The organism is Anabaena sp. AL93, assembly GCF_001672085.1.
GTDB lineage: Bacteria > Cyanobacteriota > Cyanobacteriia > Cyanobacteriales > Nostocaceae > Dolichospermum > Dolichospermum heterosporum.
Genome location: NZ_LJOU01000041.1, coordinates 1 through 23,708 on the forward strand (window position 1 = coordinate 1; position 23,708 = coordinate 23,708).

Consider the following 23,708-nt stretch of genomic DNA (forward strand, 5'->3'; position numbering starts at 1 on the left):
CAGATGGCTTATTTGTTGGCTTCCACACCCACCCAGAAATGAATTTCCGGGCTAATAGCGAAAGTAAACTAAAGTTTACTCAAAAATTTCTGGGTTATTTAGTCATCAAAAGACAACTTCTGCTATTAAGTAGGTGAACACAATAAAACCAAACTGTGTAAAGAAATGTAAAATCGCCCAAACCCTCTTCACTCTTGCCTCTTGCCTCTTGCCTTTTGCCTTGCCATAACGACAATTTTCAACGCTCACCTACTTAGACTGGGAATTCATTCCCAGGCGGGCTATGGGTTTTACGTTAAGTTGACACCAATGAAGCTCTTGCTTTACCCCTACGTTTAGAATCAAACAATCAAGCCGTTTTGAGTATAATACACAAATTAAAGACTGAAATCCTACTTAATGAACAACACACCAATTATTCTTTATAGACAAGGAAATGCCAATTCCCCCAGAATGGATAATGTTCGCCCTGATAAAGATATTGCTTGCTATGATCAGGATGGGGAAGTATGGGTTATGACTACTTTAGCAGATGGGGAATCAACAGGGGGAATATCAACATTTGCTAATCCAGGTTATGGTAAAAATTGGTGGCAATTACAAGCAGGAACAAAAATACCAAAACAGCTAGAATTATTTAATGACTATTATAATCGCTGGCTGTGGAAACCCATTCAAGATATGCCATTGGAGGATTATAAAAAATAATTACAACAGATAGGTACGTATTTCTCTAAAGTTAATTAATAATAGTTACAGTCATCATTGGAAGGAATTAGCTATGGATTTATCATTTAAAGATATCAAGTTCATGATCGAAGCTGTTGATAATTTGATGGTAAAATACCAAGAAAGAATCAATCAAATTGAAGACTCGGATGAATATGAAGATGAAGTTTCTGATCTAGGAAATGATATAATGTTTTTATCATCTCTTCGCAAAAAAATAGATGATAGTCTAAACGATAGTGTTAGTCCGCAAGTAAATACTTCTATTTTCACACCACTTTCTATTGGGAGGAGAAAATACAGTAAAGAGGAAATCCTAAAAGCCGACTCAAAGCAGTTAGAAGCAATAATAAAGGCATCAACCAATCACCCCACCGCACATATAAAGTCTGGGTTTGATGAGGATAAATAGCTTCACTCTTTCTTGGTAAGCCATACTCTTAGACCTCACAGATACAGCACTTCCCCATGTTATGAGGTACAAGAACCCCACCCCCAACCCCCTCCCCGCAAGCGATGAGGGGGTTATGATATACGTCATATAATTGGAAACGGCTGTAATTTTTATGGCTTACGCTACGCTATCCGTAAGTCCTAATTATTTTCAGGTGTGGGTGTTTCTGTGAGAGTTGGTTCTTCTGTTGGTTCTTCTGTTGGTTCGGGTTCTGGGGGATTTTCTGCGGTTAGGGTGAGTTGATAATCTACGGATTCTGAGGCTGTGGAAACAACAACAAATTCATAAAATCCTTTTTCTGGTAATGTTGCAGATATCGTCCGTGTTTGAGAGTCTTGTAGTAATGGGTTTTTCCCAGAGGGGGAATAAATTGAGAGTAAAACTTTTGAATTTGCTTCTAGTTTCACTTCCATATTTTGATCTTTGGCTAGTCCAACAATAAAAACTTTACCTTTTCCTGGTTGGAGAGTTCCACTCACTGTTTTACCTGTAGTGCCTTCAGGAAAGACTATTGTTTCCAATATGCTTTTGTCAAGAATGGCGTTAAGTTGATCATTGACAAATGCGTACCAAACTTGTCCAATGGGTTGGTTAATAAAACTTTTACTCTTTTGTTCGGGAAATTCACTGAAAAAAGCGGCATCACCTAAATCATATAAAGACCGACTACCAACGTTGATTTGATTGATTTGAGCTTTCCAGGTGGCACGTTCATCCCCAGTATAATTTCCCAGTTGACGGCGGGAGTCAGCAGTGATGGCTGTTAGCTTTTCTAGGACTTCGGCGGCGGTTTTATCCCATTCAGCTCGTAAATTTTCATCTTCTGGATTATCACTAAGAATACGCCCCTTTAAATTGGGATATTTTTCCCGGAAAAGTTGGTTTACTAGCTTAACATAAAATTGATAATTTATATCTAATTCTTCACGGCGATCGCTCAATTTTTGTTTGCGTTGTCTTTCTTCCGGTGAAAAAGTTACTTCTGTTTTTGCTGTTTCGGTGGAATGGGGACTGGGTAAAATTATCGGGTTATTTCCCTGTAAATTGTTGGTAGGGGTTTTAAGTTTTTGCCAATATAAATAACTCCCAATAGTCAGGAAAAAAACGAGAATCAAAACATTTTTTCCTGTCCAAATACCTGGTTGGGGAGGAGTGGGAATCATCACGGGTTCAGGAACGGGGATTTTCGGGGGAGAAATAGCAACTGTAGCAGATGTGGGGGGTTGAGTTTGCGGATAGCTAACAGATTGAGGGTTGAGGACTTGGAGAAGTTGACGGGCTGTTTGATAGCGTTGGTGTAACCCGCCGTAGGCATCGCTCGCAATTGGTGATAACATTTTGTCTATGATTTGTCCAAGTGCGGAACTGAGGCTGATTTCCCGTCGCCATTGCCAACTACAATTATAAGTATCAATTAATTCTTGGGGTTGTTTACCTGTCAGTAAAACTAACGTTGTGACGGCTAAAGCATATAAGTCACTGTGGGTGGACACCATACCAGTTTGCATCTGTTCTGGGGGTGCAAATCCTATTTTTCCTAACAAAGTGCCATTTGTGGGAGATGCTATTCCCCCTGTTTGGTAATATTGAGAGGCGACGGTGGCGGCTACTTGTTTAACACCTCCAAAATCAATTAATACTGGTAATTTATCACTACTCCGAAGCATTAAATTATCAGGAGAAATATCACGATGAATAACCCCCAGGGCGTGAATATATTCTAATACTGGTAAAATTTGCTGTAATAATTGGCGGATTTCTATTTCTGTAAATTTTAAACCCTGTTTTTGCCGACTATTTAATAAGGAATTATAAGTTTCACCATCTATATAATCTTGAACTAGAAAAAGACTTTCTTTCCCTTGTAAGTTGATCCGTAATAGTTCCCGAAATCGGGGAATTTGAGGATGTTGTAATTTGTAAAGTACACTTGCTTCTCGCTGAAAAAGTTCTTCGGCTTTTTGGACAATGTAGGGAGTTTGTACCTGGGGAAAAAATTCTTTTAAAACACAAGCTTCTCGAAAGCGGTTAAGGTCTTCTGCTAAGTAGGTTTTGCCAAATCCTCCTTGACCAATTTGCCGAATAATAACATAGCGATCGCCTAAAGTTTGTCCCGCTTGAATACCTTGATTTCTAGATGTCAGTACGCTGCCAATTCTGTCTCCACATTGGAGACAAAACCTACTACCCGACGGATTTTTATGCCCTTGAGAACAGTATATATTAGTCATTAGTCATTGGTCATTGGTCATTGGTCATTGGTCATTGGTCATTGGTCATTGGTCATTGGTCATTGGTCATTGGTCATTGGTCATTGGTCATTGGTCATTGGTCATTGGTCATTGGTCATTGGTCATTGGTCATTGGTCAGTTCTGACAAATTACCTATTACCCATTACCCATTACCCATTACTTATTTTCTACTTTATCAGATGCGATCGCATACCAGATTTGCAGAAAAGTTTTTTGATTTAGTTTCCCGCGTTCCTGACCAGGAAACAACGGGTCAAAGGTCTGATATGTATCTGCACGTAAATCCTGAAAAGATTTATAATTACCTAATTTTCCCGCTTTGGCTAACTGTTCCCAGCGTTGGGAATCCTGTTGACTATAACTACCTATTTTCTTTCTAGCAGGTTCACTTAAATTAGCCTTTTCTAGATTATTTAATAACTTATTAGCGATCGCATTCCATTGTGATCTCAAAGCTGCGTCTTCGGGGTTTTGAGTTAACTTGCGGTTGTTTAATTCTGGTTTTTCGGCATAAAAAACTTCATTAACGGTATTAGTAAAAAATGCCGGAGAAATTTCTAACTGTTGTAGACGACTAAACACCTGTTGAATAGTGCGATTAGTTTGATTTTTTTCATCTTTAGAATCATGCTTAGATGGGATTTTGGGAAGTTCAACTTGCGGAACTTTAATTGAGGTTATTCCCTTAACTGCAAAATTTCCTAAAGCAAACATACCCGCACCTGTTGACAACATTACCGTAGTCATAATAAAGCTAACCATAAAAGGACGCAACCATTTTGGCATGGGTATTTTCTGAACAAACAAACTTGTCTGATTGTGGACACCACCATGAATACTGCGAACCCGCTTTATTCCTGGTGCTACCACCTGTGTTTTCAACTTAGTAATATAGGGATTGGGATTATTGTTAGAAGTTTGCATAATCTGTGGTGTAGATGAGGTAGATGGTAAAGGTAAATCTTTAATAACTTGTTCGGCTTTTTGATAGCGATCGCTCGGCTTATATGCCAACATCTTTTTTAAGACAGTCTCTAATTTGGGACTAACCTTAATTTCCTTACCCCAAAGCCAAACCCCATTAAAGCTATCATAAAGTAAATGTGGTTCTTTCCCCGTCATTAATACCAAAGCCGTCACCCCTAACGCATAAAAGTCACTGTTCTTATAAACTTTTCCCTGAAGTAACTGTTCCTCTGGTGCGTATCCCTTCTTACCTAACAAAGTCGCATTGACAGCCAATTGTGTCCGCCAAAAACCCTGAGAAGCTGGTAACTGTTTAACCCCTCCAAAATCAATCAATACGGGCAAATTATCACTTTGGCGCAAAATCAAATTATCCGGGGAAATATCGCGGTGAACTATATCTAAAGAATGAATATAAGTTAGCACAGGCAGAACATTATGTAGTAAATTAATTACCTCCTCCTCACTAAAAGACTGTCCTTGACCCCGACGCTGTTCAAATAATTGGTCATAATTATCACCCTCAATATAATCTTGCACCAAAAAGAAAAAATCCTTAGTCCCAATTTTGGCGGAAAAAGAAGCATGAAACCGGGGAATTTGGGGATGTTGGATTTTTTTGAGGACACTTGCTTCCCGTTCAAACAGTTCCTTAGCCTTTTGTAACTCCTGGGGTTTAACAACATTGGGGGCAAATTCCTTTAAAACGCAAGTTTTTCGAGATTTTTGCCGATCAATCGCTAAATAACTGCGGCCAAAACCACCTTGTCCTAATATCCGCGCAATTTCATAACGATTATCAATAACTTGTCCCACCGTCAAAGGTAATGCTTCACCGCACTGGGTACAAAAACGATGACCGCCATTATTTATGTGTTGTTGACTGCAATATATTTGCATGATCCGGGGAGATAAATGGAGAGTTATCAATGGCTACAAAAGCAACGAGGTAATTTACAGGAATATCCGGTAAGCGTAAAGCTCAGTGAGAGTGTCAAGTTCCCGCAGCCTCTAACAGCTAAAATTTTTCTTTAAAACTCAAACCTCAGTGCGTCTTTGCGCCTTTGCGTGAGACTAAAATTCATACCCTTAATCAGCAAGGACGGGCAGGATGCCCATCCCACAAAATTGGGTAATTTATTTTTTGGTGTTCCCTTGTCTCTTGTAGAGTGCGTCAGACCCGATAATTTTGTAAAAAACAGATTTCCTTTATCTGACGCACCCTACTCTTATTCCCAAAGCCGAAAACGACGCAATTTCGTTTATTGATATGATGGTAAGTTTGTACAGTGGGTAAATCCCATAGGTTACTAAAAAATTGCATTTATAGATAGAATTCTGAGAAAGAACAACCAGATTTTTTGGACAAACCAGCTTTATGAAACCACAAATATCAACACCAAGGGCAATCTTAGGATTAGAATATTTTATCTCAACTCCCTTAACAGACAAACTAAAACAGCACCTGAATATTGACAGTCAAGAAATAGCTTTGAGATTATTTCAAGATGTAGCTGCTAGTGTACCCGCTTATCAGGCATTTTTAGCAGAACGAGGCATAAATCCTCAAAATATTCAAACATTAGCAGATTTCCAAAACTTACCAAAAATTAATAAAGAAAATTATATTTCCCGTTATTCTTTGCCCCAATTGTGTAATAATGGAAAAGTAGGAAGCTGTGATATGATTGCCGCTTCCTCTGGCTCAACGGGTAAACCTACATTTTGGCCACGTTTCATCACCGACGAACTAGAAATAGCTACCCGCTTTGAACAAATTTTTCATGATAGTTTTCATGCCGATACTAAACCCAGTTTAGCAGTAATTTGTTTTACCTTGGGAACTTGGGTGGGTGGAATGTTTACCACTAATTGCTGTCGTCATTTAGCCGCTAAAGGTTATCCGATTACCGTCATTACCCCAGGGAATAATAAAACAGAAATTTTGCGAATTGTCCAAGAATTAGGCGGTAATTTTGAGCAAGTTGTTCTATTAGGATATCCACCATTTCTCAAAGATGTGATTGATACGGGTATTGCCAATGGAATGCAGTGGGGACAATATCACATTAAATTAGTCATGGCAGGGGAAGTATTCAGTGAAGAATGGCGCAATTTAGTTGGAGAAAGAATAGGTTCTCAAAATCCCTATGATGATTTTGCTTCCATGTATGGAACAGCAGACGCAGGAGTTTTAGGGAATGAAACCCCTTTAAGTATTTGTATTCGGCGGTTTTTAGCAGCCACACCTGCCGCAGCTAAAGCATTATTTGGAGAATCCCGATTACCTACTTTAGTTCAATATGATCCTTGCAGTCGTTTTTTTGAAGTAGAAGATGGAAATTTACTATTTTCTGGGAATAATGGTGTGCCTTTAATTAGATATAGCATTTTTGATCAAGGTGGCTTAATTACCTACACAGAAATGCTAGAATTCTTAGCAGAATGGGGTTTTAATCCTATTACAGAATTAAAAAATCATCGCGGAATTCACCAATTACCTTTTGTCTATGTTTTTGGACGTTCTAACTTTACAGTTTCCTATTTTGGCGCAAATATTTATCCAGAAAATGTCACAGTCGGACTAGAACAACCAATCATTAGAGAATGGGTAACGGGTAAGTTTGTTATCCAGGTAAAAGAAGATGCCGATAAAAATCGCTTTTTATCTGTAGTAGTAGAATTAGCACCAGGAATTGAAAATCAAGAGGAAAAAAGATTATCTATTACTGCGGCTATTCTTGCCCAATTATTGCGTTTAAATAGTGAATTTGCGAATTATGTTCCTCTACAATATCAAACTCCTGTAGTAGAATTAAAACCCATTGGTGATACTGAATATTTTCCTATAGGTGTCAAACACAGATACAGCAGAAGCTAGTGTCAACTTAAGGCTTGGCGAATGGAATTCGCTGCTATACAAACAAAGTCCGCCTGCGCGGACTAACGAAAAAACCAAGGATTTGAAACCCACGCAGGTGGGTTTTGCTTGTGTAGACGCGGTTTCTAACCGCCCGTTTAACTTACCCTTGATGGCAATAATTACAAAATTTGCCAAGCACTACCCTTATAACCATAGTCAAAAATATCTGGGTGCAATATTTCTGCTAAAATTTCCACAGAATCTACTAATCGCGGACCAGGACGGTTAAAGTAAGCGTTACCGTCGGTAATAAATACTCTTCCTGTTTGAGCAGCGTGGAGTTTTTTCCATTCTGGACGTTGAGTTAATAATTCTGCTTCTTGCTGAGTTCGTTGCAAATCAAAGCCACAGGGCATGAAAATAATCACATCTGGATTACTATCTACTAATGTTTCCCATTTGACATGAGCAGCAGGTTTACCAGTGATGCTAAATAATGGTCTTCCTCCTGCTAAGTTAATTAATTCAGGAACCCAATTTGCAGCAGTCATCAAAGGATCAGTCCATTCAATGCACACGACTTTAGGCAGTTCGGCGGTGGAAAGTCCTTGTAGTCTACGCTTGCAAATTCTGACACGGGCTTCTAGATTCTCCAGTATTTCTACTGAATCTACACCAAATGCGTGGCTAACCCGTTCAATATCACCCCAAGTATCCTGTAATGTATTGGGTTGTAGAGAAATAATGTGTGGCGAACTGTGGGTAAGTTGGGCAACTGCTTTTTCTACCTCCGGTAAACTGACGGCGCAGACATCACATTGATCTTGAGTGATAATATGGGTAGGGTGCAGTTTCTCTAAAACATCCACTTTGATTTTGTAAATACCCAAGGCAGATTGTAATAGATTGTCGGCTTCTTTGTGAATAGAATGGCTATTAGCGTCACCATTCAAACGCGCTTGGGTACAAACTGGAAGATTGACGATTTCGGGAGGATAGTCACATTCATGCGATCGCCCTACCATAGCATTAAACAAGCCCAGTTTGGCCACAATTTCCGTAGCACTAGGAACTAAAGAAATAATTCTTATATCGTTACTTGTATCAATCATAGTCTCACCCCCCTGGGAATAGGAGTCAGGAGTCAAAAATAGAGAATGGTGTTAAGTTGTTTTTAACAGATATTTCTACCTTCATTCTTGCATATTTTTAGAGAGATGGTATCTATCTTAAGGATGTTACTATTTGGATTTTGCGCTAATACGAAAACAAAAGTGTTTGTTTTAAGCAAGGCACGCAGTTATACATTATTAATTAGTAATTATAATTTGAAACGGAAATTGTATCTGGATCTAAGTAGGTGAACACAATAAAACCAATCTATGTAAAGAAAAGTAAAATCGCCCAAACCCTCTTCACTCTTGCCTCTTGCCTCTTGCCTTGCCATAACGAAGATTTTCAATGCTAACCTACTTAAATATCCAGACTAATAAGGTTCATGAATTGATTTACATTCCCAAAACATTCCCGGACCAACGGTTAAAATTTGCTCATTTGGCATCATTAATTCCCAATAAGCAAGCCCAGAATCATCTTCTAAATCCGGTTCTAAAATTAGTTCGTAATTAAAATCACCCTGAAATGATAAAGTAATTTTCATCTCATTACTCTTAGCAAGAGTGACAAAATTAGTCAGTTTCGTGTTTTCCAAACACTGTAACTGTATTTTAGCAAATTCCACAGCATTTTGATTATTTACTAACATAGATAAACTCCAGAAAGAACCCTTCCTTATCCTTAAATACCAAGGTGTAGCCCTAGTGCTAAGTTGCCAGCTTCCTTTGCGTAAATGTGCTAATTTAGGATGATTGTAGGCAGTCATTTCACCAAAATGTAACTGTAATTCATCCCCATAACTAAATGTAATTTGATGGCAAGTTTCGCCAATAATTGGTTGAATAATTTGATTTAGATTTAGTATGGAATTAGCAAGAGATGTTTTAGGAGTCATAATTAATATCCTCTAAAAATTCTTTAGCTTTCTGACGGAGTTCTGAATAGGTAAAATCACCTCTATCGTTTAAAGTTCCACCATAACCATTTCTTTTTTCTTCCTCCAGAAATATACCAAAAGCATTTCTTAATTCTGCTGACATCCGAAATTCTCTAGCAATTGAATTAACTTGTTTAATATCATCTTTTTTACCCATAAATATAGAGAAACCCTGATTTCATATTTTAACATCAAAATATCATAATTTGTCAGAATCAGGATTTCCAGGATTTAAGGATTAACAGGATAAAAAAGATCCCCGACTCATGTCATAAAATTGATGGTATGAATAACATTTTTATTTTGCGCTTAGATGAAAATGTGCATGATTTTATTCTAGACATAGACACACAGTTACGCTATGCTGGAAATACAAACAATGATTGGTGTGTCTATGAAAATAAGTCAACTATTAAAAATAGCCCTAGTTCCCATCTTGGCTATATCTACCCTTCTATCTATATCAAATACAGCACTAGCAGACTATTTGAGAGGTGAAGGTAGAGGAGGTGACTATATTTACGAATTATGGTCTACTGATGATGGTAGCAGTTACTACTTAAAAATTTGGTCTGATAAAGCAAATCCCAAAAAAGATCCAGCCTCTAAAACTAGAGACTTTAAATCTAGTAGAGAAGCATTAATTTATTTTGATTGTAACTACGCTGGTAAAAGCTTACCTGAGTGTCCCAAAAATAGATAATTAGTTTGAGATCCCCGACTTCTCAAAGAAGTCGGGGATCTTTGTGTATTATAAAGTTAGTCTGCACCCTCAATTGGGGCAAAACCTTGACGCTGGATGTTTTCTGTGATGTGGCGTGGTTCTAGGAATTGCAAGAGGTAATCTGGTCCGCCGGCTTTGGAACCGACTCCAGAAAGTTTGAAACCGCCGAAAGGTTGACGGGAAACGATCGCTCCAGTAATATTTCGGTTAATGTATAAATTCCCCACTTCAAATTCCGCTTGTGCTTGTTCAATGTGGGAAGGTGTGCGAGAATAAAGACCACCAGTTAAAGCGTAGTTTGTACCATTGGCAACGTCTATTGCTTCTTGAAAATCTTTCACCCGAATTACCGCTAAGACAGGGCCAAATATTTCCTGCTGGGCGATAACTCCATTTGCGGGTACTTCCGAAAAAATCACCGGACCGATAAAATAACCTTGACTGGGTGCGGGTAATTCTAAGGCGACTTTTGCTTCTTGTTTACCTTTTTGAATATAATCCAAAATGCGATCGCGCGAAATAGCATCAATCACCGGACCAACTTGGGTACTGGGTAATTCCGTTTCTCCAATATTCAAAGATTTAGTTGCTTCTACCAACCTTTCCACAAAAGCATCATAAATAGGTTCAAGCACAATCACCCGTGAACAAGCAGAACATTTTTGTCCACTATAACCAAAAGCAGATTGCACAACGCCGACAACAGCCTGGTCTAAATCAGCACTTTCATCTACAATAATGCCATTCTTGCCACCCATTTCGGCAATTACCTTTTTGAGATGCTTTTGACCAGGTTTGAGAATTGCGGCTTCTGCGTAAATTCTACAACCTACTTCCTGAGAACCAGTAAAAGCAATCACATGAGTATCAGGATGATTAACCAAATAAGCGCCGACTTGAGAACCCTTACCAGGAACGTATTGAAAAACACCTTTAGGGATTCCAGCTTCTATGAGTATTTCCGTCAACTTTGCAGTAATCACAGAAGAAGTTTCTGCCGGTTTGAGTAAAGTACAATTTCCTGAAACCAAAGCCGCAACAGTCATACCGCAAGCGATAGCCAAAGGAAAATTCCAGGGAGAAATCACAATAGCGATACCTTTCGGCTGGTAAATATAACGATTGGTTTCCCCAACCACATCATAAATTACACCCTTATCCAACCGTTCCATTTCCGCAGCATAATAAAGACAAAAATCAATAGCTTCCGAAACCTCCGCGTCAGCTTCCTTAACAGGTTTTCCCACCTCCAAAACTATCCAAGCCGAAAGTTCAGCGCGTCGTTCCTCCATTAACTTCCCTGCTTGACGCAAAATATCAGCCCGTTGCTTGACTGGAGTTTTCTTCCAAGCAGGAAAAGCAGCCTTAGCAAACTTCATTGCTTCCTCAGCCTGTTCAACACTCAGCAAACCCACCTTACCAACAACCTGACTAAAATTAGAAGGATTAAGAGAATCAACAAACGTTGTAGTATTCACATATTCCCCATTTAGTAAGGGTAAATAAGTTTTCCCCAACTGCTGACGGACATTTTCAAAAGCTAAACTCGACTTATTCCTTCTTTCCTCTTCCGCAAAATCTGTATCCGCAACACCAACAAAACCTTCCTTCTCCTCTTGGCGACTTTGCGCCTTTGCGTGAGATATAATTGGTGCTGCTAACAACTCCTCAACGGGACGATTTTCCAGATTTTGCCGGAGAAAAGAACTATTTGCGGTGTTTTCTAATAAACGACGGATTAAATAAGACATTCCTGGTAACAAGTCACCGTAGGGACAATAAACCCGCACGCGATAACCTTTATCTACCAAAGCTTTGGCGATTTTATCACCCATGCCGTACAGAACTTGCATTTCAAAACGACGACGGGGAACATTGAGATTTTCCGCAATTGCTATGGCGCGAGATTGCGATCGCACATTATGACTACCTATGGCAGAATAGACATACTGATGATTTTCTAGCAATAGCTGAGTTATCGCCTCAAAATTGGCATCGGTGGCGACTTTATCATTATAAACTGGTTGTGGCCAATGCTTTTGAGTAGCTTTGATGGTTTCTTGGTCCCAATACGCACCTTTAACTAGACGAATGGTGAGAGGATAACCCCGTTGTTTTAACCAAGCAATAATATCTCTAGCGTCTTGTTCACTATCCCGCAGATATGCTTGTATTGTCATCCCGATATCAGTACGTTGACGAAATTCCTCTTCCAGTAATAGCTTTTTGAGAATATTGAATGTGATATTTTTATAGGCGTATTGTTCCATGTCAAAATGGACTGCTGCACCTAATTCTTGAGCGCGACGGAGTAAAGTCCGAATATGATTGCTGACTCGTGCTTCACTACCTTGGGCATCCAAAGGATCAAATTGGGAATAAAACGCCGTTAATTTGACAGAAACCTGGACTTTGGGGATATTTTCGCCGTCAGCTTCATCAATAGCCGGAATTTTCCCCCAATTTTTGGATGCTTCCACCAACTGCTGCATCAATTCCAGGTATCTTTCTAAATAAGATTGCGCTTCTAATTCAGTAATTACCGCTTCACCGAGGAGGTCAATGGTGAAAGCCATTTTGTCTTTTCGCAGTCTCTCAACGGTTTTGATGACTTGCTTGATATTTTCCCCAGAAATATATTTATGTGCTAAAGTTTCTACCGCAGTTCCCACTGTTGTCGCGGCTACCTGTGCGGGCATAGAATCAGGGTTAGCAAAGTTTAAGATTCCTTTCAAAGCTGCGGGTAGTTCTACTGAATCATCTCCCAAATATTCTTGCAAATGGGAGGCAATTTCTGATTTACTATGTAAAGCGGGCAAGGTGTCTATGAACCGAAATAATTGTACCCGTAAACCTGGATTACTCATAGCCCAATCGAGCAATTTATCATCCCAGCGCATTTGATCCCGTAAAGCAGCCAAAAATGAGCGATTTTCCTGGGTAGCAGCTAGAACTTGTTTAGCAATTTCTTGGGTTTTCGCTTCGTAAGTGTTGTTTTCTACTTGTAATACCATAAATTTTTTAGTTGTCAGTTGACGGTTGAGGGTTGACGGTTGTTTCCAAACGAAATTTTTCTGGAGTAATGTTGAATGATTGCGTAATAACAAACTATGGTGTTACTTGTAACTTAGTAAACACCATTTTGTAAACCTTCCTAGTAATTTTGAATGTGATTTTATTGAATATTTAGAAAAATTGGACTTTAGCAACCTTGGGAATAGGGATAGTTTGTTTGACAGGTGGTACAAAAAAGCCGACAAATGCACAATAAGAAAGATGGCGGAAAGAAGCAAGCGCTGCTGCAAGCAATTCGCAATGCGGAAATTCTAGCAGATAAAACTAAGAAAAACCCAGAGCAGCAATGGAATTTAGTTATTCATTGTGAAACAGCAGATCATAAATCAGATACCTTGAGTTGGTCGGAGTTGCTTAAATTAGCTACAACTAATGTTAATACAATTATATTTAGGGCTTGCTGAATAAGTTGTCTGCGAGGACAGGGAACTCTTAACTTTTAACTGGGAACAGTTTTAACTGTCTGGATATCCTCATGACTAAACAGCTTGTTTCATAGGGGATAGAGCCTGAAAGCCACGTTGAAAAAAGAGGTGCTTATTGCCATCATTGAGGTGACAGGTTTAACTGGTACTTTAGGACTCAATAACGTTACAACTACCTTGGTGTAGCTTCTGGTATCCTTTAGGCAAACCACGTTGTAGAGACGTTTCATGAAAAATCTCTACATCAGCATTAAACCATCCTGTAATTGATGAGATATGTAAGGGTAAAGCAGTGCTAAACCCCTAGGATATATCTAAGTTCAGGAGTATGGCTAACGCCACGCTGCGCTATCAGGGGGTAGGGGAGAATTAGCATTTTTTTTAAATTCATCTAAGATTGTATTAATAGTTATTTGGTTCTTCGGTTATTTTTATGGAAACCCTGGTTCAAAATCATTGAAAGCCCTATTGTGTAGGCATTTCATTGAAAATATGGAAATAATTGTTTATAACCCTTGTCCCGTAAGGGTTTTGTTATCATCAATCCTCAATCACCATAAAAGAGACGCAAGAGCCAGTTATTTTTAGGTTTTCTATTTTGTCTGAATCAGGATTAAAGGATTTTTAGGATTGTGATTTGTGGATTGTTGGTGAATTTTGTAATTCATTTTTTGTCTGAATCAGGATTTTCAGATTTCATTCTACCCAACCTACAATTTTAATTATCATCCTGTACATCCTCTAATCCTGGTTATCCTGATTCTGACAGTTATTAATAAATTAGCCTATTTCCTTCTTTCTTGTAACTTGCGATAAACTGCTTTTAAATCAACCTGATGATGAGCCAAAGCTACAAGAGTATGATAAAATAAATCCGCAACTTCGCCAGCGATCGCATCAGCATCATCATCTTTACAAGCCATAACTACCTCCGCACTTTCCTCACCAATCTTTTTCAAAATCTTATTATCACCACCAGCCAATAACTTACAGGTATAAGAATCTTCATTGGGGCGATCGCGGCGATCGCAAATTACCGCAAACAATTGTGATAAACTATCACCTGGTGGTGGTGTCACCGTGCCATCAACCTGATGAAAACAACTACGTTCTCCAGTATGACAAGCTACATCACCCAACTGCTCCACCCCGATTAACAGAGCATCACTATCACAGTCATAACGAATAGTTTGTACCTTCTGAATATGTCCAGAAGTTGCGCCCTTGTGCCAAAATTCCTGCCGGGAACGACTCCAAAACCAAGTTTCCCCAGTGTCCAAAGTCATTTGCAACGATTCCCGATTCATCCAAGCCATCATTAACACAGTTCCATCCAAATAATCTTGGATAATTGCCGGCACTAAACCCTTGTCATCGTAGCGAATTTTTTCCACAGGGATAGCAGATGAAAGCGATTTCAGTTCAGAAGAAGACATACCAGTTAATTTACAATAATTCTTTGACTCAAGATACCATTTTCAGCTAATCCCATACCAGAGAAATTCACAAGCAACTTTTCACCCTATCCTAAGATAGAAGCTCAATTTTAATCACCACCTCATAGGAGATACCCTTGGTAAACACCACAATTAAAACCACAAAATCACAAGAAATCTTTGCTGCTGCTCAAAACCTGATGCCCGGAGGAGTCAGTTCTCCCGTTCGCGCTTTTAAATCCGTCGGTGGACAACCCATCGTATTTGATCGTGTTAATGGCGCTTATATTTGGGACGTAGACGGCAACAAATACATTGACTATGTTGGGACTTGGGGACCAGCCATTTGTGGTCATGCTCATCCAGAAGTAATATCCGCACTACACACAGCCCTAGATAAAGGCACAAGTTTTGGCGCTCCCTGCGCTCTCGAAAACGTTTTAGCCGAAATGGTCATTGATGCTGTTCCTAGCGTCGAAATGGTCAGATTCGTCAACTCTGGAACAGAAGCTTGTATGGCGGTATTACGCCTAATGCGAGCCTTTACAAATCGAGAAAAAGTTATCAAATTTGAAGGCTGCTATCACGGACACGCAGATATGTTCCTGGTTAAAGCCGGTTCTGGTGTCGCTACCCTGGGTTTACCCGACTCACCAGGAGTACCCAAATCCGTCACCGCCAGCACCTTAACCGCGCCTTTCAATGATTTGGAAGCCGTAAAAGCTCTATTTGAACAAAACCCCCAGGAAATCGCCGGTGTGATTCTTGAACCCGTAGTTGGTAACGCGGGCTTTATTACCCCTGATGCTGGTTTCCTAGAAGGACTACGGGAACTTACCCAAGAGCATGGTGCATTACTGGTATTTGATGAAGTGATGACAGGCTTCCGTATTGCCTACGGTGGCGCACAAGCCAAATTTGGTGTTACCCCCGACTTAACCACAATGGGTAAAGTCATTGGTGGTGGTTTACCAGTCGGCGCTTACGGTGGTCGTCGTGAGATTATGTCTATGGTTGCCCCCGCAGGACCAGTTTATCAAGCTGGGACTCTTTCTGGTAATCCTTTAGCCATGACAGCGGGAATTAAAACCCTGGAACTCCTCGGTAAACCCGGTACTTATGAGTATTTAGAAAAAATTACTAAACAGTTAACTGATGGATTGCTAAAAATCTGCTCAGATACAGGTCATGCTGCCTGTGGTGGTCATATTAGTGCCATGTTTGGGCTATTCTTCACCGCAGGTCCTGTACATAACTATGAAGATGCCAAAAAGGCGGATACAGGTAAATTTGGTCGTTTCCATCGCGGAATGTTAGAGCATGGTATTTATCTAGCCCCATCTCAATTTGAAGCTGGTTTTACTTCTTTAGCACATACTTCCGAAGATATTGAACAGACATTAGCTGCTGCTAAAGAGGTACTGTCTAGTCTGTAAATAGGTAATGGGTAATGGGTAATGGGTAATGGGTAATAAATTCCTTGTTTCCTGTTGCCTATTACCTGCCTAAGGGAACACCAAAAAATAAATTACCCAATTTTGTAGGATGGGCATACTATGGCTAACGCCACGAGAAATTTTTGGGTATTTTTTTAATTGGAAGTCCCTTAGGGGAATCAAAAAATAAATTCCCGCTTCATATAACCTGGTGTAAATTTGAATTTGCTCTCCATAATGTAATAAGAGCATCATTATTCCCCTGAAGCTGTTACGCAGCGAGTTTACATTGCATGAGCTATTGCGTAAATCCCACCTGTTCCCATCCTATAAATTCAGCATCTAGTCTAATATGTCAGGCTTGTGGCTCGAAATTACTGTTGCGCGATCGCTTTTGCGTAGTTAAACCCATCGGTAAAGGTGGTTTTGGGGCAACATTTTTAGCAGTAGAGCAAAATCTACCTGGCAAACCGCTTTGTGTAATTAAACAATTACGTCCAGCAAGTACAACTCCGTACATATTAAAAATGGCACGGGAGTTATTCTCCAGAGAAGCAGAAACTCTTGGTAAAATCGGTAATCATCCCCAAATACCCAGACTACTGGACTATTTTGAAGATAACAATCAATTTTACTTAGTGCAAGAATATGTAAGCGGTTTGACTCTCCAACAAGAAGTGAAAAAAAATGGAGTTTATAGTGAAACCGCAGTCAGACAATTTTTAAGTGAAATCATGCCCCTGCTCCAATATATCCACGAGCAACAGGTAATTCATCGTGATATTAAGCCAGCTAACTTAATTCGTCGTTCTCAAGATGCCAGATTCGTACTAATTGATTTTGGTGCTGTCAAAAATAAAGTTAGTCAAGTCATAACCAATCAATCCGAACAATCAGCCTTAACAGCCTATGCAATTGGTACTGCTGGTTTTGCACCTCCCGAACAAATGGCTATGCGTCCAGTTTATGCCAGTGATATCTATGCAGTAGGAGTAACTTGTGTTTATTTATTAACTGGGAAAATTCCTAAAGACTTAGAATACAATCCCACCACAGGGGAAATGATGTGGGAACATCTGGTACAAGCCAGTGACCATTTTATTAAGGTCTTGAGAAAAATGTTGGACGTATCCGTCCGCAATCGCTATCAATCCGCACAAGACGTACTTACAGCTTTAGACATGGAGCCATATTTAGATAGTTTAGCCCAAGGCTTACTCTCTAAACCCTCTGAACCTACTCAGAATCATTCTTCAAATGCTGGGATTGATTCTATTAGTTATACTCGTGGTAACAATGATAATGTTGCGAAACTAGCGGCATCTATTCGAGCCAGAAAAGACAAGACACCAGCACCAGCAGACACAGAATGGAAACATGGACGCAATCAGGGACGCAATCAGGGTAGAGAATTGGCATCTAAATCAGCCGCTAGAGGTGTAAATAACGCTGATGATCCATTCTCTGTGCGGAAATTAGATTCCCCAGGTCTTCTAGCAGCTTATGAAAAAGGAAGACGGGATTTTGCGGGCTATAATTTTATCCGGTTGAGTGTATCTAGTGCTAACTTATCAGGAAGCAATTTCCATGCTGCTCAATTTCAGAAACCTAATTTTCAAGCAGCTAATCTTCACAATACTGACTTTGGTAGGGCAAGTTTACAACAAGCAAATTTCAAAGATGCGGATTTAAGTAAGGCTTATTTTAGTAATGCTGATTTAGAAGGTGCGGACTTCAGAGGTGCAAACCTCAGTCAAGCTTATCTAAGTCAAGCTAATCTACGAGGGGCTAATTTATCCGGTGCTAATCTCACTGGTGCTAAGGTGACTGACGAACAATTGGCTGTAGCTAAAATGAATTGGTTAACGGTACGTCCGAATGGTAAGCGCGGTTTATTTTAATTAAAGAAATTGATGAGTTATAGCAAATTGTAGATTAATGAGGTAAATGATCTAAATTCAAAGCCAGACAGCAAGCCAGTTTTACTCCTGACTCCTGCTGTATAAGTATTCATATTTCTATCTCATTTTGTCTAAGGGAACACCAAAAAATAAATTACCCAATTTTGTGGGATGGGCATCCTGCCCGTCCTTGATGATTAGCGGGCAATTCGGCCCGCACCACAAGAAATTTTTGGGTATTTTTTTAATTGGAAGTCCCTAAAATCAGTACGCAAGCAAAATTAATTAAGTAGGTTGACGTTGAAAATTGTCGTTATAGCAAGGCAAGAGGCAAGAGGCAATAGTAAAGAAGTTTTCAGCGATTTTACGTTTCTTTACACAGTTTGGTTTTATTGTGTTCACCTACTTATATAAAAAATTTGGATTTAATGTAGGGGTAGCGCCCCCGTGCCTACCCCGATATTTGCGGCAACCACAGGGGGTTGGCCTCCTACAAAATTGATTGGTTTAGGAATTTTAAAATGTTCAATTAATTTTGCACAGGTACATATACTAATTTTACGAAAACTGTCATCTGTTAACCATCTGACTTTCTATTCTGGGATATTATCTCTAAATGTTCGTTTCTGTTAAAAATTTAGAATTGATTTGTCATTTCTAATGCAATAAATTGACTAAATTACCTCGTTGAGTATAGGAACTACATTTTAAGATTTTCTAGGATTTCGTTTTCTACCAGATATTTTTCATTAACTAATTTTGAAACAGCACTGAAAAGGTATGCAGTTGTGCAAAACCGCAAGCGACAAGGTTCATTATCTTCTCAGTTTATTCTCCGATTAGCGATAGCGAAGCGCTCCGCAGGAATCGCTATTGCCATGCTGGCATCTTTATCTATGGCTAGTATTAGTGTTTTTATTGTCCTCAAATCTCGGGATATAGATAATCAAAAACCAGCCAATCCTGTGGTAGCAGTACCAGAGATAAAAACCGTCACAGCACTGGGTAGAATTGAACCAGAAGGGGAAGTGATTAAATTATCAGCAGCGATATCTGGAGAAGGAAGTCGAGTTGAGAAGATATTAGTCAAAGAGGGGGATATGGTAAAAACAGGACAGGTAATTGCTATTTTAGATAATAGCGATCGCTTGCAAGCGGAATTAACTGAAGCCACAGCCGAAGTAAACATAATTAAAGCTAAAATTGCCCAAATTCAAGCAGGTGCTAAACCTGGAGAAATTACCGCCCAAAAAGCCATCATTGACAGATTAGCAGCCGAAAGTCAAGGTGATATTAATACTCAAAAAGCAACTTTAGAAAAATTGCAATCTGAATTACTCAATGCTGAAGCCGAAAATCACCGTTATCAAGAATTATATACAGTAGGGGCAATTTCCGCATCTCAAAGAGATAGTAAAAACTTGAATGTAGAAACTGCTAAAAAAAGTCTTCAAGCCGCACAGTCACAGTTAAAAAAGCTCGAATTAAGTAGTCAACAAAAAATCAAAGAAGCTTCCGCAACCCTAAACCAAATTTCTGAAGTTAGGAAGGTAGATGTACAAGCAGCAATAGCCGAATTAAATCAAGCAGATGCAGTAGTAAAAAAAGCCACTATCAATCTTCAAAAAGCCTATGTCAAATCTCCTCAAAATGGACAAGTATTTGAAATCTACACTCACCCAGGAGAATTAATTTCTAGTAATGGCATTGCTGACATTGGTAAAACCAGTCAGATGTACGTAGTTGCTGAAGTTTACGAAAGTGATATTACAAAAATTATCCAAGGAAAACAGGTGCGGATAGTTAGCGATACTTTTTCTCAAGAATTACAAGGAAAAGTAGAACGAATCGGTTTACAAGTAAGAAAGCAAAACCTCACCAATACAGATCCTTCCAGCAATATTGATAACAGAATAATAAAAGTCCACATCCGACTAAACAAAGCCTCTAGCCACCAAGCAGCTAAATTTACCAATATGCAAGTTAAGGCAATTATTAGTCTTTAGTCAGTTGTCAGTTGTTAGTTGTCAATTATCATTTCTATGATTAGTATTTTTCAAAAATTGTGCCGACGAACTCCTTTGGGTTGGTTACAACTTACCCATGAAAAAAGCCGTTTATTGGTAGCAGTATCCGGTATTGCTTTTGCCGATGTTCTTATGTTTATGCAGTCAGGGTTTCAAACTGCTTTATATGATAGTAATACTAGATTACATCGGAGTTTACAAGCTGATATTATTCTCATTAGTCCCCAAGCTCGTAGTTTACAAAGTATGTCTATTTTTTCTCGTAGACGACTTTATCAAGCAATGGATGTACCAGGGGTAAAATCGGCTGAAGCTATGTATTGTAACCATATTATTTGGAAAAATCCGCAAACACGATTAGAAACAGGAGTGTTAATTATTGGCATTAATCCAGATCAACCAGCTTTTGATTTACCAGAAATTAATCAACAATTACAAAAAATTAAATTACCAAATACAGTCTTATTTGATCGGGCAGCCAGAGGAGAATATCAACAAGCAATTCAGCAAATTCAACAAGGTAAAACTGTCACAACTGAAATTAATGGTAATACAATTACTATTGGTGGCTTATTTAAACTTGGTGCTTCCTTTGCGGCAGATGGGAGCTTGATTACCAGTGCCAATAACTTCTCTCAAATCTTTGCCAGACAGCCTACAAGTAGTGTGAGTATCGGTTTAGTTAAAATCAAACCTGGTTATCAAACCGATCAAGTTGTTGCCCAATTAAAAGCTTATTTAAAAGATGATGTTAAAGTTCTTACTCATCAAGAATTTATTGAATTTGAAAATAACTTTTGGAGTAGTAACTCTCCCATTGGCTTTATTTTCAACCTTGGTGTATCAATGGGATTTGTCATAGGAATAATTATTGTTTACCAAGTTCTTTCCACCGATGTTAATGCCCATTTGCGAGAATATGCAACTTTAAAAGCCATAGGATATCGTCATGATTATTTGCTAACTATAGTTTTTGAAGAAGCTTTAATTTTAGCAGCTTTGGGATTTTTTCCAGGGGTAGCTGTATCTTTAGGACTTTACCAACTAACCCGAACAGCGACAAATTTGCCCATGTATATGACGATAATTCGTGGTATACAAGTCCTACTTTTAACTATAATTATGTGTGCTATTTCTGGAGCGATCGCTACTAACAAACTCCAATCTGCTGATCCTGCGGATATGTTTTAAGAACTATGTATAGGACTTTCTACTGTTATCAAATAACGTTTTTACCACCAAGGGCGGGGAAACCCCGCCCTTGATTCTAATTAACAATCTTAGTCGGATACACCCTAAAAGAATCGAAAAAATTAATCGCTTCTGTAGTTAATTCATCCTTTGCCCTAGCTCCGATTAAATAAAGTCGTCGTTTGACCACATATCCTTGATATTGTCCTAGACTACCATCAGAATGTTGTACTAGCAACTCAATACCTGGATATCCTTCAATTACCATATTTGTGCTTTTCACAACTTTACCTTTTATATCCAGGTTTTGCCTCAGAGAGGTTTGTAAAACTTCTCGAATCCCTTCCGAATTTAAATAATCAACATCCGTCGGTAGATCTCCATGAAAGATCATATATACTGTTTCTGTTGCCTTATTTTCTGTTACCCGCAGTTTCTTATTATTCTCTACTTCATCTCCAGGCATCAAAATTTGAAAATCTCCTTGTGGTCCCCAAAATTCGTCATTTTCAGCTATTTGAATTGGTTGTTTTTTGGTAAATTCTTTGGTTATATTCAGTCCTAAATTAATTGAAGAATTTCCTAATTTACCTTGATTTACCGATGCAATTGCTGGATTTTGTATGGACAACAAAGCTAGTGAGAATAGAGAACTTATAATTGGCTTTAAGTTGGGATTCAATTTCATAGTTTATGGCTTCTGATAGTAAAATGTCCTTAATTTTGAACCTGAAAAACGGAATTATTTTGAGTTAGAGACTGTGTAAAATTGACCTTGCTGCGATACCAGTAAAGTCTGTCCAGAATTTAACTGGTTTTGGTTATAAAAACATTGCTTCCCACCCCAGGTACGTCACAAAATTTGATATTGCTATTCAGTGGCATATCTCTCAAACGCAAATATGACATATTTACCTTAGTGGTGTCAACCCCATAACAAATGTCACTATTACACAAGTTGTAATAGTGACAAGCGTAATTGATATTAACTTACTGTAAAATAGCCACAAAGGTTAATATACAACCAATACAATTAAAATCAAGGATGAATAAACAAGAGTTTGAGCGCTTACCAACTAACCCGAACAGCGACAAATTTGCCCATGTATATGACGATAATTCGTGGTATACAAGTCCTACTTTTAACTATAATTATGTGTGCTATTTCTGGGGCGATCGCTACTAACAAACTCCAATCTGCTGATCCTGCGGATATGTTTTAAGAAGTATGTATAGCACTTTCTACTGTTATGAGATAACGTTTTTACAACCAAGTAGGGGCAGGGTTTCCCCGCCCTCAATTGCTATAAAGAAAGCGGTATAACCTAAACCACCTGAGAGAGTATCTTTGCCGATTCCAGCAATGATGATATCATTACTGGCACTACCGGATAAATAATCATCTCCCAAACCACCATTAATAGTGTCATGCAAGTTATTACCTTCTCAAGTATAGAATGATGGGGCTGGTGACAGTTTGGGCTTGGTTGAAGGATTTTTGGAGGTCAGTGATGATGTCATCAATTGACATATCAGCAGTATCCCGTAAAATTCTGGCATCGATCAATCCCAAGGCAATTGCTAGTTGAGGATCAACACCAAAACGGGTATTAACCATATTCTTCACATCGTCAATGTTTCTGGTTGGCCAAATATGCCCTTGAAATCCAGAGGTATTCAGTCCGGCCTTTTCCAGAGCTTTCCAAGTAAAGTCAATGCAACTGTTGTTAAGTACGTTGTAAGATGTGCTGAAACCAAAATCCTGTGGTCTATCGCCGAAATTTCTCATCGCCTCATATTGCGCTTGCGTGATCTCTATAGTTTTAGAGTATTCGCGGCTCTGGTAGTTGGTGTTATCGCTGGTATAAACCTTGCCTGGAGCAAAAGGCGAACCGTGGTGTTGTTCGTCTGGCGCAAATCCATAGCTTTTAGCACTGCCACTGACATCTGTTAACGAGTACCACATATGACCTCGAGACGATGTTGTTCCATCTGCAAGAGGAGTTCCACGTCCTGCAATGTTGATAGTTACGGTTTGCATATTTGACCTCTCATTTATCTAAATAGGTAATAGGACTTCTAGAATGTTTGACAGACGGGATATTGAAGATGCGATCGCACAGTCAGTCCACTCTTTTCCAAAATGAGCTATACAGAGCGATCTATTTGATGCAG

Annotated in this window: 20 protein-coding genes and 1 pseudogene; 11 read left to right on the forward strand and 10 right to left on the reverse strand. The window is 39.0% G+C overall.

Features of this window, described 5'->3' with window-relative positions; all coding sequences use genetic code 11:
- Window positions 1–399: 399 nt before the first annotated feature.
- Window positions 400–708: a hypothetical protein gene (locus AN486_RS12405; RefSeq protein ID WP_290600877.1), complete on the forward strand. Its 309-nt coding sequence runs from the start codon at window positions 400–402 to the stop codon at window positions 706–708.
- Window positions 709–781: 73 nt separating this feature from the next.
- Window positions 782–1,141: a hypothetical protein gene (locus tag AN486_RS12410; protein WP_053540561.1), complete on the forward strand. Its 360-nt coding sequence runs from the start codon at window positions 782–784 to the stop codon at window positions 1,139–1,141.
- Window positions 1,142–1,323: 182 nt separating this feature from the next.
- On the opposite strand, the gene AN486_RS12415 is transcribed toward AN486_RS12410, so the two are convergent.
- Window positions 1,324–3,414 (reverse strand): serine/threonine-protein kinase, encoded by a 2,091-nt coding sequence (locus tag AN486_RS12415; RefSeq protein ID WP_290600880.1) that lies wholly within the window; start codon window positions 3,412–3,414, stop codon window positions 1,324–1,326.
- Window positions 3,415–3,434: 20 nt separating this feature from the next.
- On the opposite strand from AN486_RS12415, the gene AN486_RS12420 reads away from it, so the two are divergent.
- The gene (locus AN486_RS12420; RefSeq protein ID WP_290600882.1) at window positions 3,435–3,560 is read left to right on the forward strand and encodes a hypothetical protein; all 126 of its coding nucleotides are present in this window, start codon (window positions 3,435–3,437) and stop codon (window positions 3,558–3,560) included.
- Window positions 3,561–3,592: 32 nt separating this feature from the next.
- Here AN486_RS12420 and AN486_RS12425 read toward each other — a convergent pair whose 3' ends face one another.
- Window positions 3,593–5,302 carry a serine/threonine-protein kinase gene (locus tag AN486_RS12425; RefSeq protein ID WP_053540563.1) on the reverse strand — a complete coding sequence of 570 codons (1,710 nt, stop codon included), beginning with the start codon at window positions 5,300–5,302 and terminating at the stop codon, window positions 3,593–3,595.
- 478 nt (window positions 5,303–5,780) lie between these two features.
- Here AN486_RS12425 and AN486_RS12430 point away from each other — a divergent pair, with 478 nt between their 5' ends.
- Window positions 5,781–7,283, forward strand: coding sequence for a phenylacetate--CoA ligase family protein (locus AN486_RS12430; protein WP_053540564.1), 1,503 nt, complete (start codon window positions 5,781–5,783; stop codon window positions 7,281–7,283).
- A 161-nt stretch (window positions 7,284–7,444) separates the two neighbouring features.
- Here the strand turns inward: AN486_RS12430 and AN486_RS12435 are convergent, their stop codons facing one another.
- From AN486_RS12435 to AN486_RS12445, 3 genes are all read right to left on the reverse strand, one after another.
- Entirely contained in the window at window positions 7,445–8,377 is a 933-nt protein-coding gene (locus AN486_RS12435) for a cobalamin-binding protein (protein ID WP_053540565.1), read from the reverse strand.
- Window positions 8,378–8,751: 374 nt separating this feature from the next.
- A complete protein-coding gene (locus AN486_RS12440; RefSeq protein WP_290600885.1) occupies window positions 8,752–9,276 on the reverse strand; it encodes a hypothetical protein in 525 nt (174 codons plus the stop codon).
- Window positions 9,266–9,475: a hypothetical protein gene (locus AN486_RS12445; RefSeq protein ID WP_053540567.1), complete on the reverse strand. Its 210-nt coding sequence runs from the start codon at window positions 9,473–9,475 to the stop codon at window positions 9,266–9,268. Before AN486_RS12445 ends, AN486_RS12440 begins: the two co-directional genes overlap by 11 nt.
- Before the next feature lie 204 nt (window positions 9,476–9,679).
- Here AN486_RS12445 and AN486_RS12450 point away from each other — a divergent pair, with 204 nt between their 5' ends.
- On the forward strand, window positions 9,680–10,021 hold the full coding sequence (locus tag AN486_RS12450) for a hypothetical protein (RefSeq protein ID WP_081424301.1): 342 nt from the start codon (window positions 9,680–9,682) through the stop codon (window positions 10,019–10,021).
- A gap of 56 nt (window positions 10,022–10,077) precedes the next feature.
- Here the strand turns inward: AN486_RS12450 and pruA are convergent, their stop codons facing one another.
- Complete coding sequence (gene pruA / locus AN486_RS12455) at window positions 10,078–13,056, reverse strand: L-glutamate gamma-semialdehyde dehydrogenase (RefSeq protein ID WP_053540568.1); 2,979 nt, start codon at window positions 13,054–13,056, stop codon at window positions 10,078–10,080.
- A 246-nt stretch (window positions 13,057–13,302) separates the two neighbouring features.
- Between pruA and AN486_RS12460 the strand changes: the two genes are divergently transcribed.
- On the forward strand, window positions 13,303–13,521 hold the full coding sequence (locus AN486_RS12460) for a hypothetical protein (protein ID WP_053540569.1): 219 nt from the start codon (window positions 13,303–13,305) through the stop codon (window positions 13,519–13,521).
- Between the two features lie 806 nt (window positions 13,522–14,327).
- On the opposite strand, the gene hisIE is transcribed toward AN486_RS12460, so the two are convergent.
- Window positions 14,328–14,978 carry a bifunctional phosphoribosyl-AMP cyclohydrolase/phosphoribosyl-ATP diphosphatase HisIE gene (gene hisIE / locus AN486_RS12465; RefSeq protein ID WP_053540570.1) on the reverse strand — a complete coding sequence of 217 codons (651 nt, stop codon included), beginning with the start codon at window positions 14,976–14,978 and terminating at the stop codon, window positions 14,328–14,330.
- Window positions 14,979–15,115: 137 nt separating this feature from the next.
- Between hisIE and hemL the strand changes: the two genes are divergently transcribed.
- From hemL to devC, 4 genes are all read left to right on the forward strand, one after another.
- A complete protein-coding gene (gene hemL, locus AN486_RS12470; RefSeq protein WP_053540571.1) occupies window positions 15,116–16,414 on the forward strand; it encodes a glutamate-1-semialdehyde 2,1-aminomutase in 1,299 nt (432 codons plus the stop codon).
- 293 nt (window positions 16,415–16,707) lie between these two features.
- Window positions 16,708–18,315 (forward strand): serine/threonine-protein kinase, encoded by a 1,608-nt coding sequence (locus tag AN486_RS12475; RefSeq protein WP_053540573.1) that lies wholly within the window; start codon window positions 16,708–16,710, stop codon window positions 18,313–18,315.
- 788 nt (window positions 18,316–19,103) lie between these two features.
- Complete coding sequence (locus AN486_RS12480; RefSeq protein ID WP_053540574.1) at window positions 19,104–20,321, forward strand: ABC exporter membrane fusion protein; 1,218 nt, start codon at window positions 19,104–19,106, stop codon at window positions 20,319–20,321.
- Between the two features lie 36 nt (window positions 20,322–20,357).
- A complete protein-coding gene (gene devC / locus AN486_RS12485) occupies window positions 20,358–21,533 on the forward strand; it encodes an ABC transporter permease DevC (RefSeq protein WP_199924318.1) in 1,176 nt (391 codons plus the stop codon).
- 76 nt (window positions 21,534–21,609) lie between these two features.
- Here devC and AN486_RS12490 read toward each other — a convergent pair whose 3' ends face one another.
- Window positions 21,610–22,221: a hypothetical protein gene (locus AN486_RS12490; protein WP_290600893.1), complete on the reverse strand. Its 612-nt coding sequence runs from the start codon at window positions 22,219–22,221 to the stop codon at window positions 21,610–21,612.
- A gap of 382 nt (window positions 22,222–22,603) precedes the next feature.
- Between AN486_RS12490 and AN486_RS12495 the strand changes: the two are divergent.
- Window positions 22,604–22,756, forward strand: a pseudogene (locus AN486_RS12495) (ABC transporter); the annotation flags it as partial.
- Between the two features lie 25 nt (window positions 22,757–22,781).
- Here the strand turns inward: AN486_RS12495 and AN486_RS12500 are convergent.
- Together AN486_RS12500 and AN486_RS12505 are read right to left on the reverse strand one after the other, a co-directional pair.
- Entirely contained in the window at window positions 22,782–22,967 is a 186-nt protein-coding gene (locus AN486_RS12500; protein WP_053540576.1) for a hypothetical protein, read from the reverse strand.
- Between the two features lie 4 nt (window positions 22,968–22,971).
- Entirely contained in the window at window positions 22,972–23,574 is a 603-nt protein-coding gene (locus AN486_RS12505; RefSeq protein ID WP_053540577.1) for a hypothetical protein, read from the reverse strand.
- Window positions 23,575–23,708 lie beyond the last annotated feature (134 nt).

Bases quoted from the DNA above. Each gene is read 5' to 3' on its own strand.
- AN486_RS12405 (WP_290600877.1), top strand. From the start codon at position 400: ATGAACAACACACCAATTATTCTTTATAGACAAGGAAATGCCAATTCC.
- AN486_RS12410 (WP_053540561.1), top strand. From the start codon at position 782: ATGGATTTATCATTTAAAGATATCAAGTTCATGATCGAAGCTGTTGAT.
- AN486_RS12415 (WP_290600880.1), bottom strand. From the start codon at position 3,414: ATGACTAATATATACTGTTCTCAAGGGCATAAAAATCCGTCGGGTAGT.
- AN486_RS12425 (WP_053540563.1), bottom strand. From the start codon at position 5,302: ATGCAAATATATTGCAGTCAACAACACATAAATAATGGCGGTCATCGT.
- AN486_RS12430 (WP_053540564.1), top strand. From the start codon at position 5,781: ATGAAACCACAAATATCAACACCAAGGGCAATCTTAGGATTAGAATAT.
- AN486_RS12435 (WP_053540565.1), bottom strand. From the start codon at position 8,377: ATGATTGATACAAGTAACGATATAAGAATTATTTCTTTAGTTCCTAGT.
- AN486_RS12440 (WP_290600885.1), bottom strand. From the start codon at position 9,276: ATGACTCCTAAAACATCTCTTGCTAATTCCATACTAAATCTAAATCAA.
- AN486_RS12445 (WP_053540567.1), bottom strand. From the start codon at position 9,475: ATGGGTAAAAAAGATGATATTAAACAAGTTAATTCAATTGCTAGAGAA.
- AN486_RS12450 (WP_081424301.1), top strand. From the start codon at position 9,680: ATGCTGGAAATACAAACAATGATTGGTGTGTCTATGAAAATAAGTCAA.
- pruA (WP_053540568.1), bottom strand. From the start codon at position 13,056: ATGGTATTACAAGTAGAAAACAACACTTACGAAGCGAAAACCCAAGAA.
- AN486_RS12460 (WP_053540569.1), top strand. From the start codon at position 13,303: ATGCACAATAAGAAAGATGGCGGAAAGAAGCAAGCGCTGCTGCAAGCA.
- hisIE (WP_053540570.1), bottom strand. From the start codon at position 14,978: ATGTCTTCTTCTGAACTGAAATCGCTTTCATCTGCTATCCCTGTGGAA.
- AN486_RS12475 (WP_053540573.1), top strand. From the start codon at position 16,708: ATGAGCTATTGCGTAAATCCCACCTGTTCCCATCCTATAAATTCAGCA.
- devC (WP_199924318.1), top strand. From the start codon at position 20,358: ATGATTAGTATTTTTCAAAAATTGTGCCGACGAACTCCTTTGGGTTGG.
- AN486_RS12490 (WP_290600893.1), bottom strand. From the start codon at position 22,221: ATGAAATTGAATCCCAACTTAAAGCCAATTATAAGTTCTCTATTCTCA.
- AN486_RS12505 (WP_053540577.1), bottom strand. From the start codon at position 23,574: ATGCAAACCGTAACTATCAACATTGCAGGACGTGGAACTCCTCTTGCA.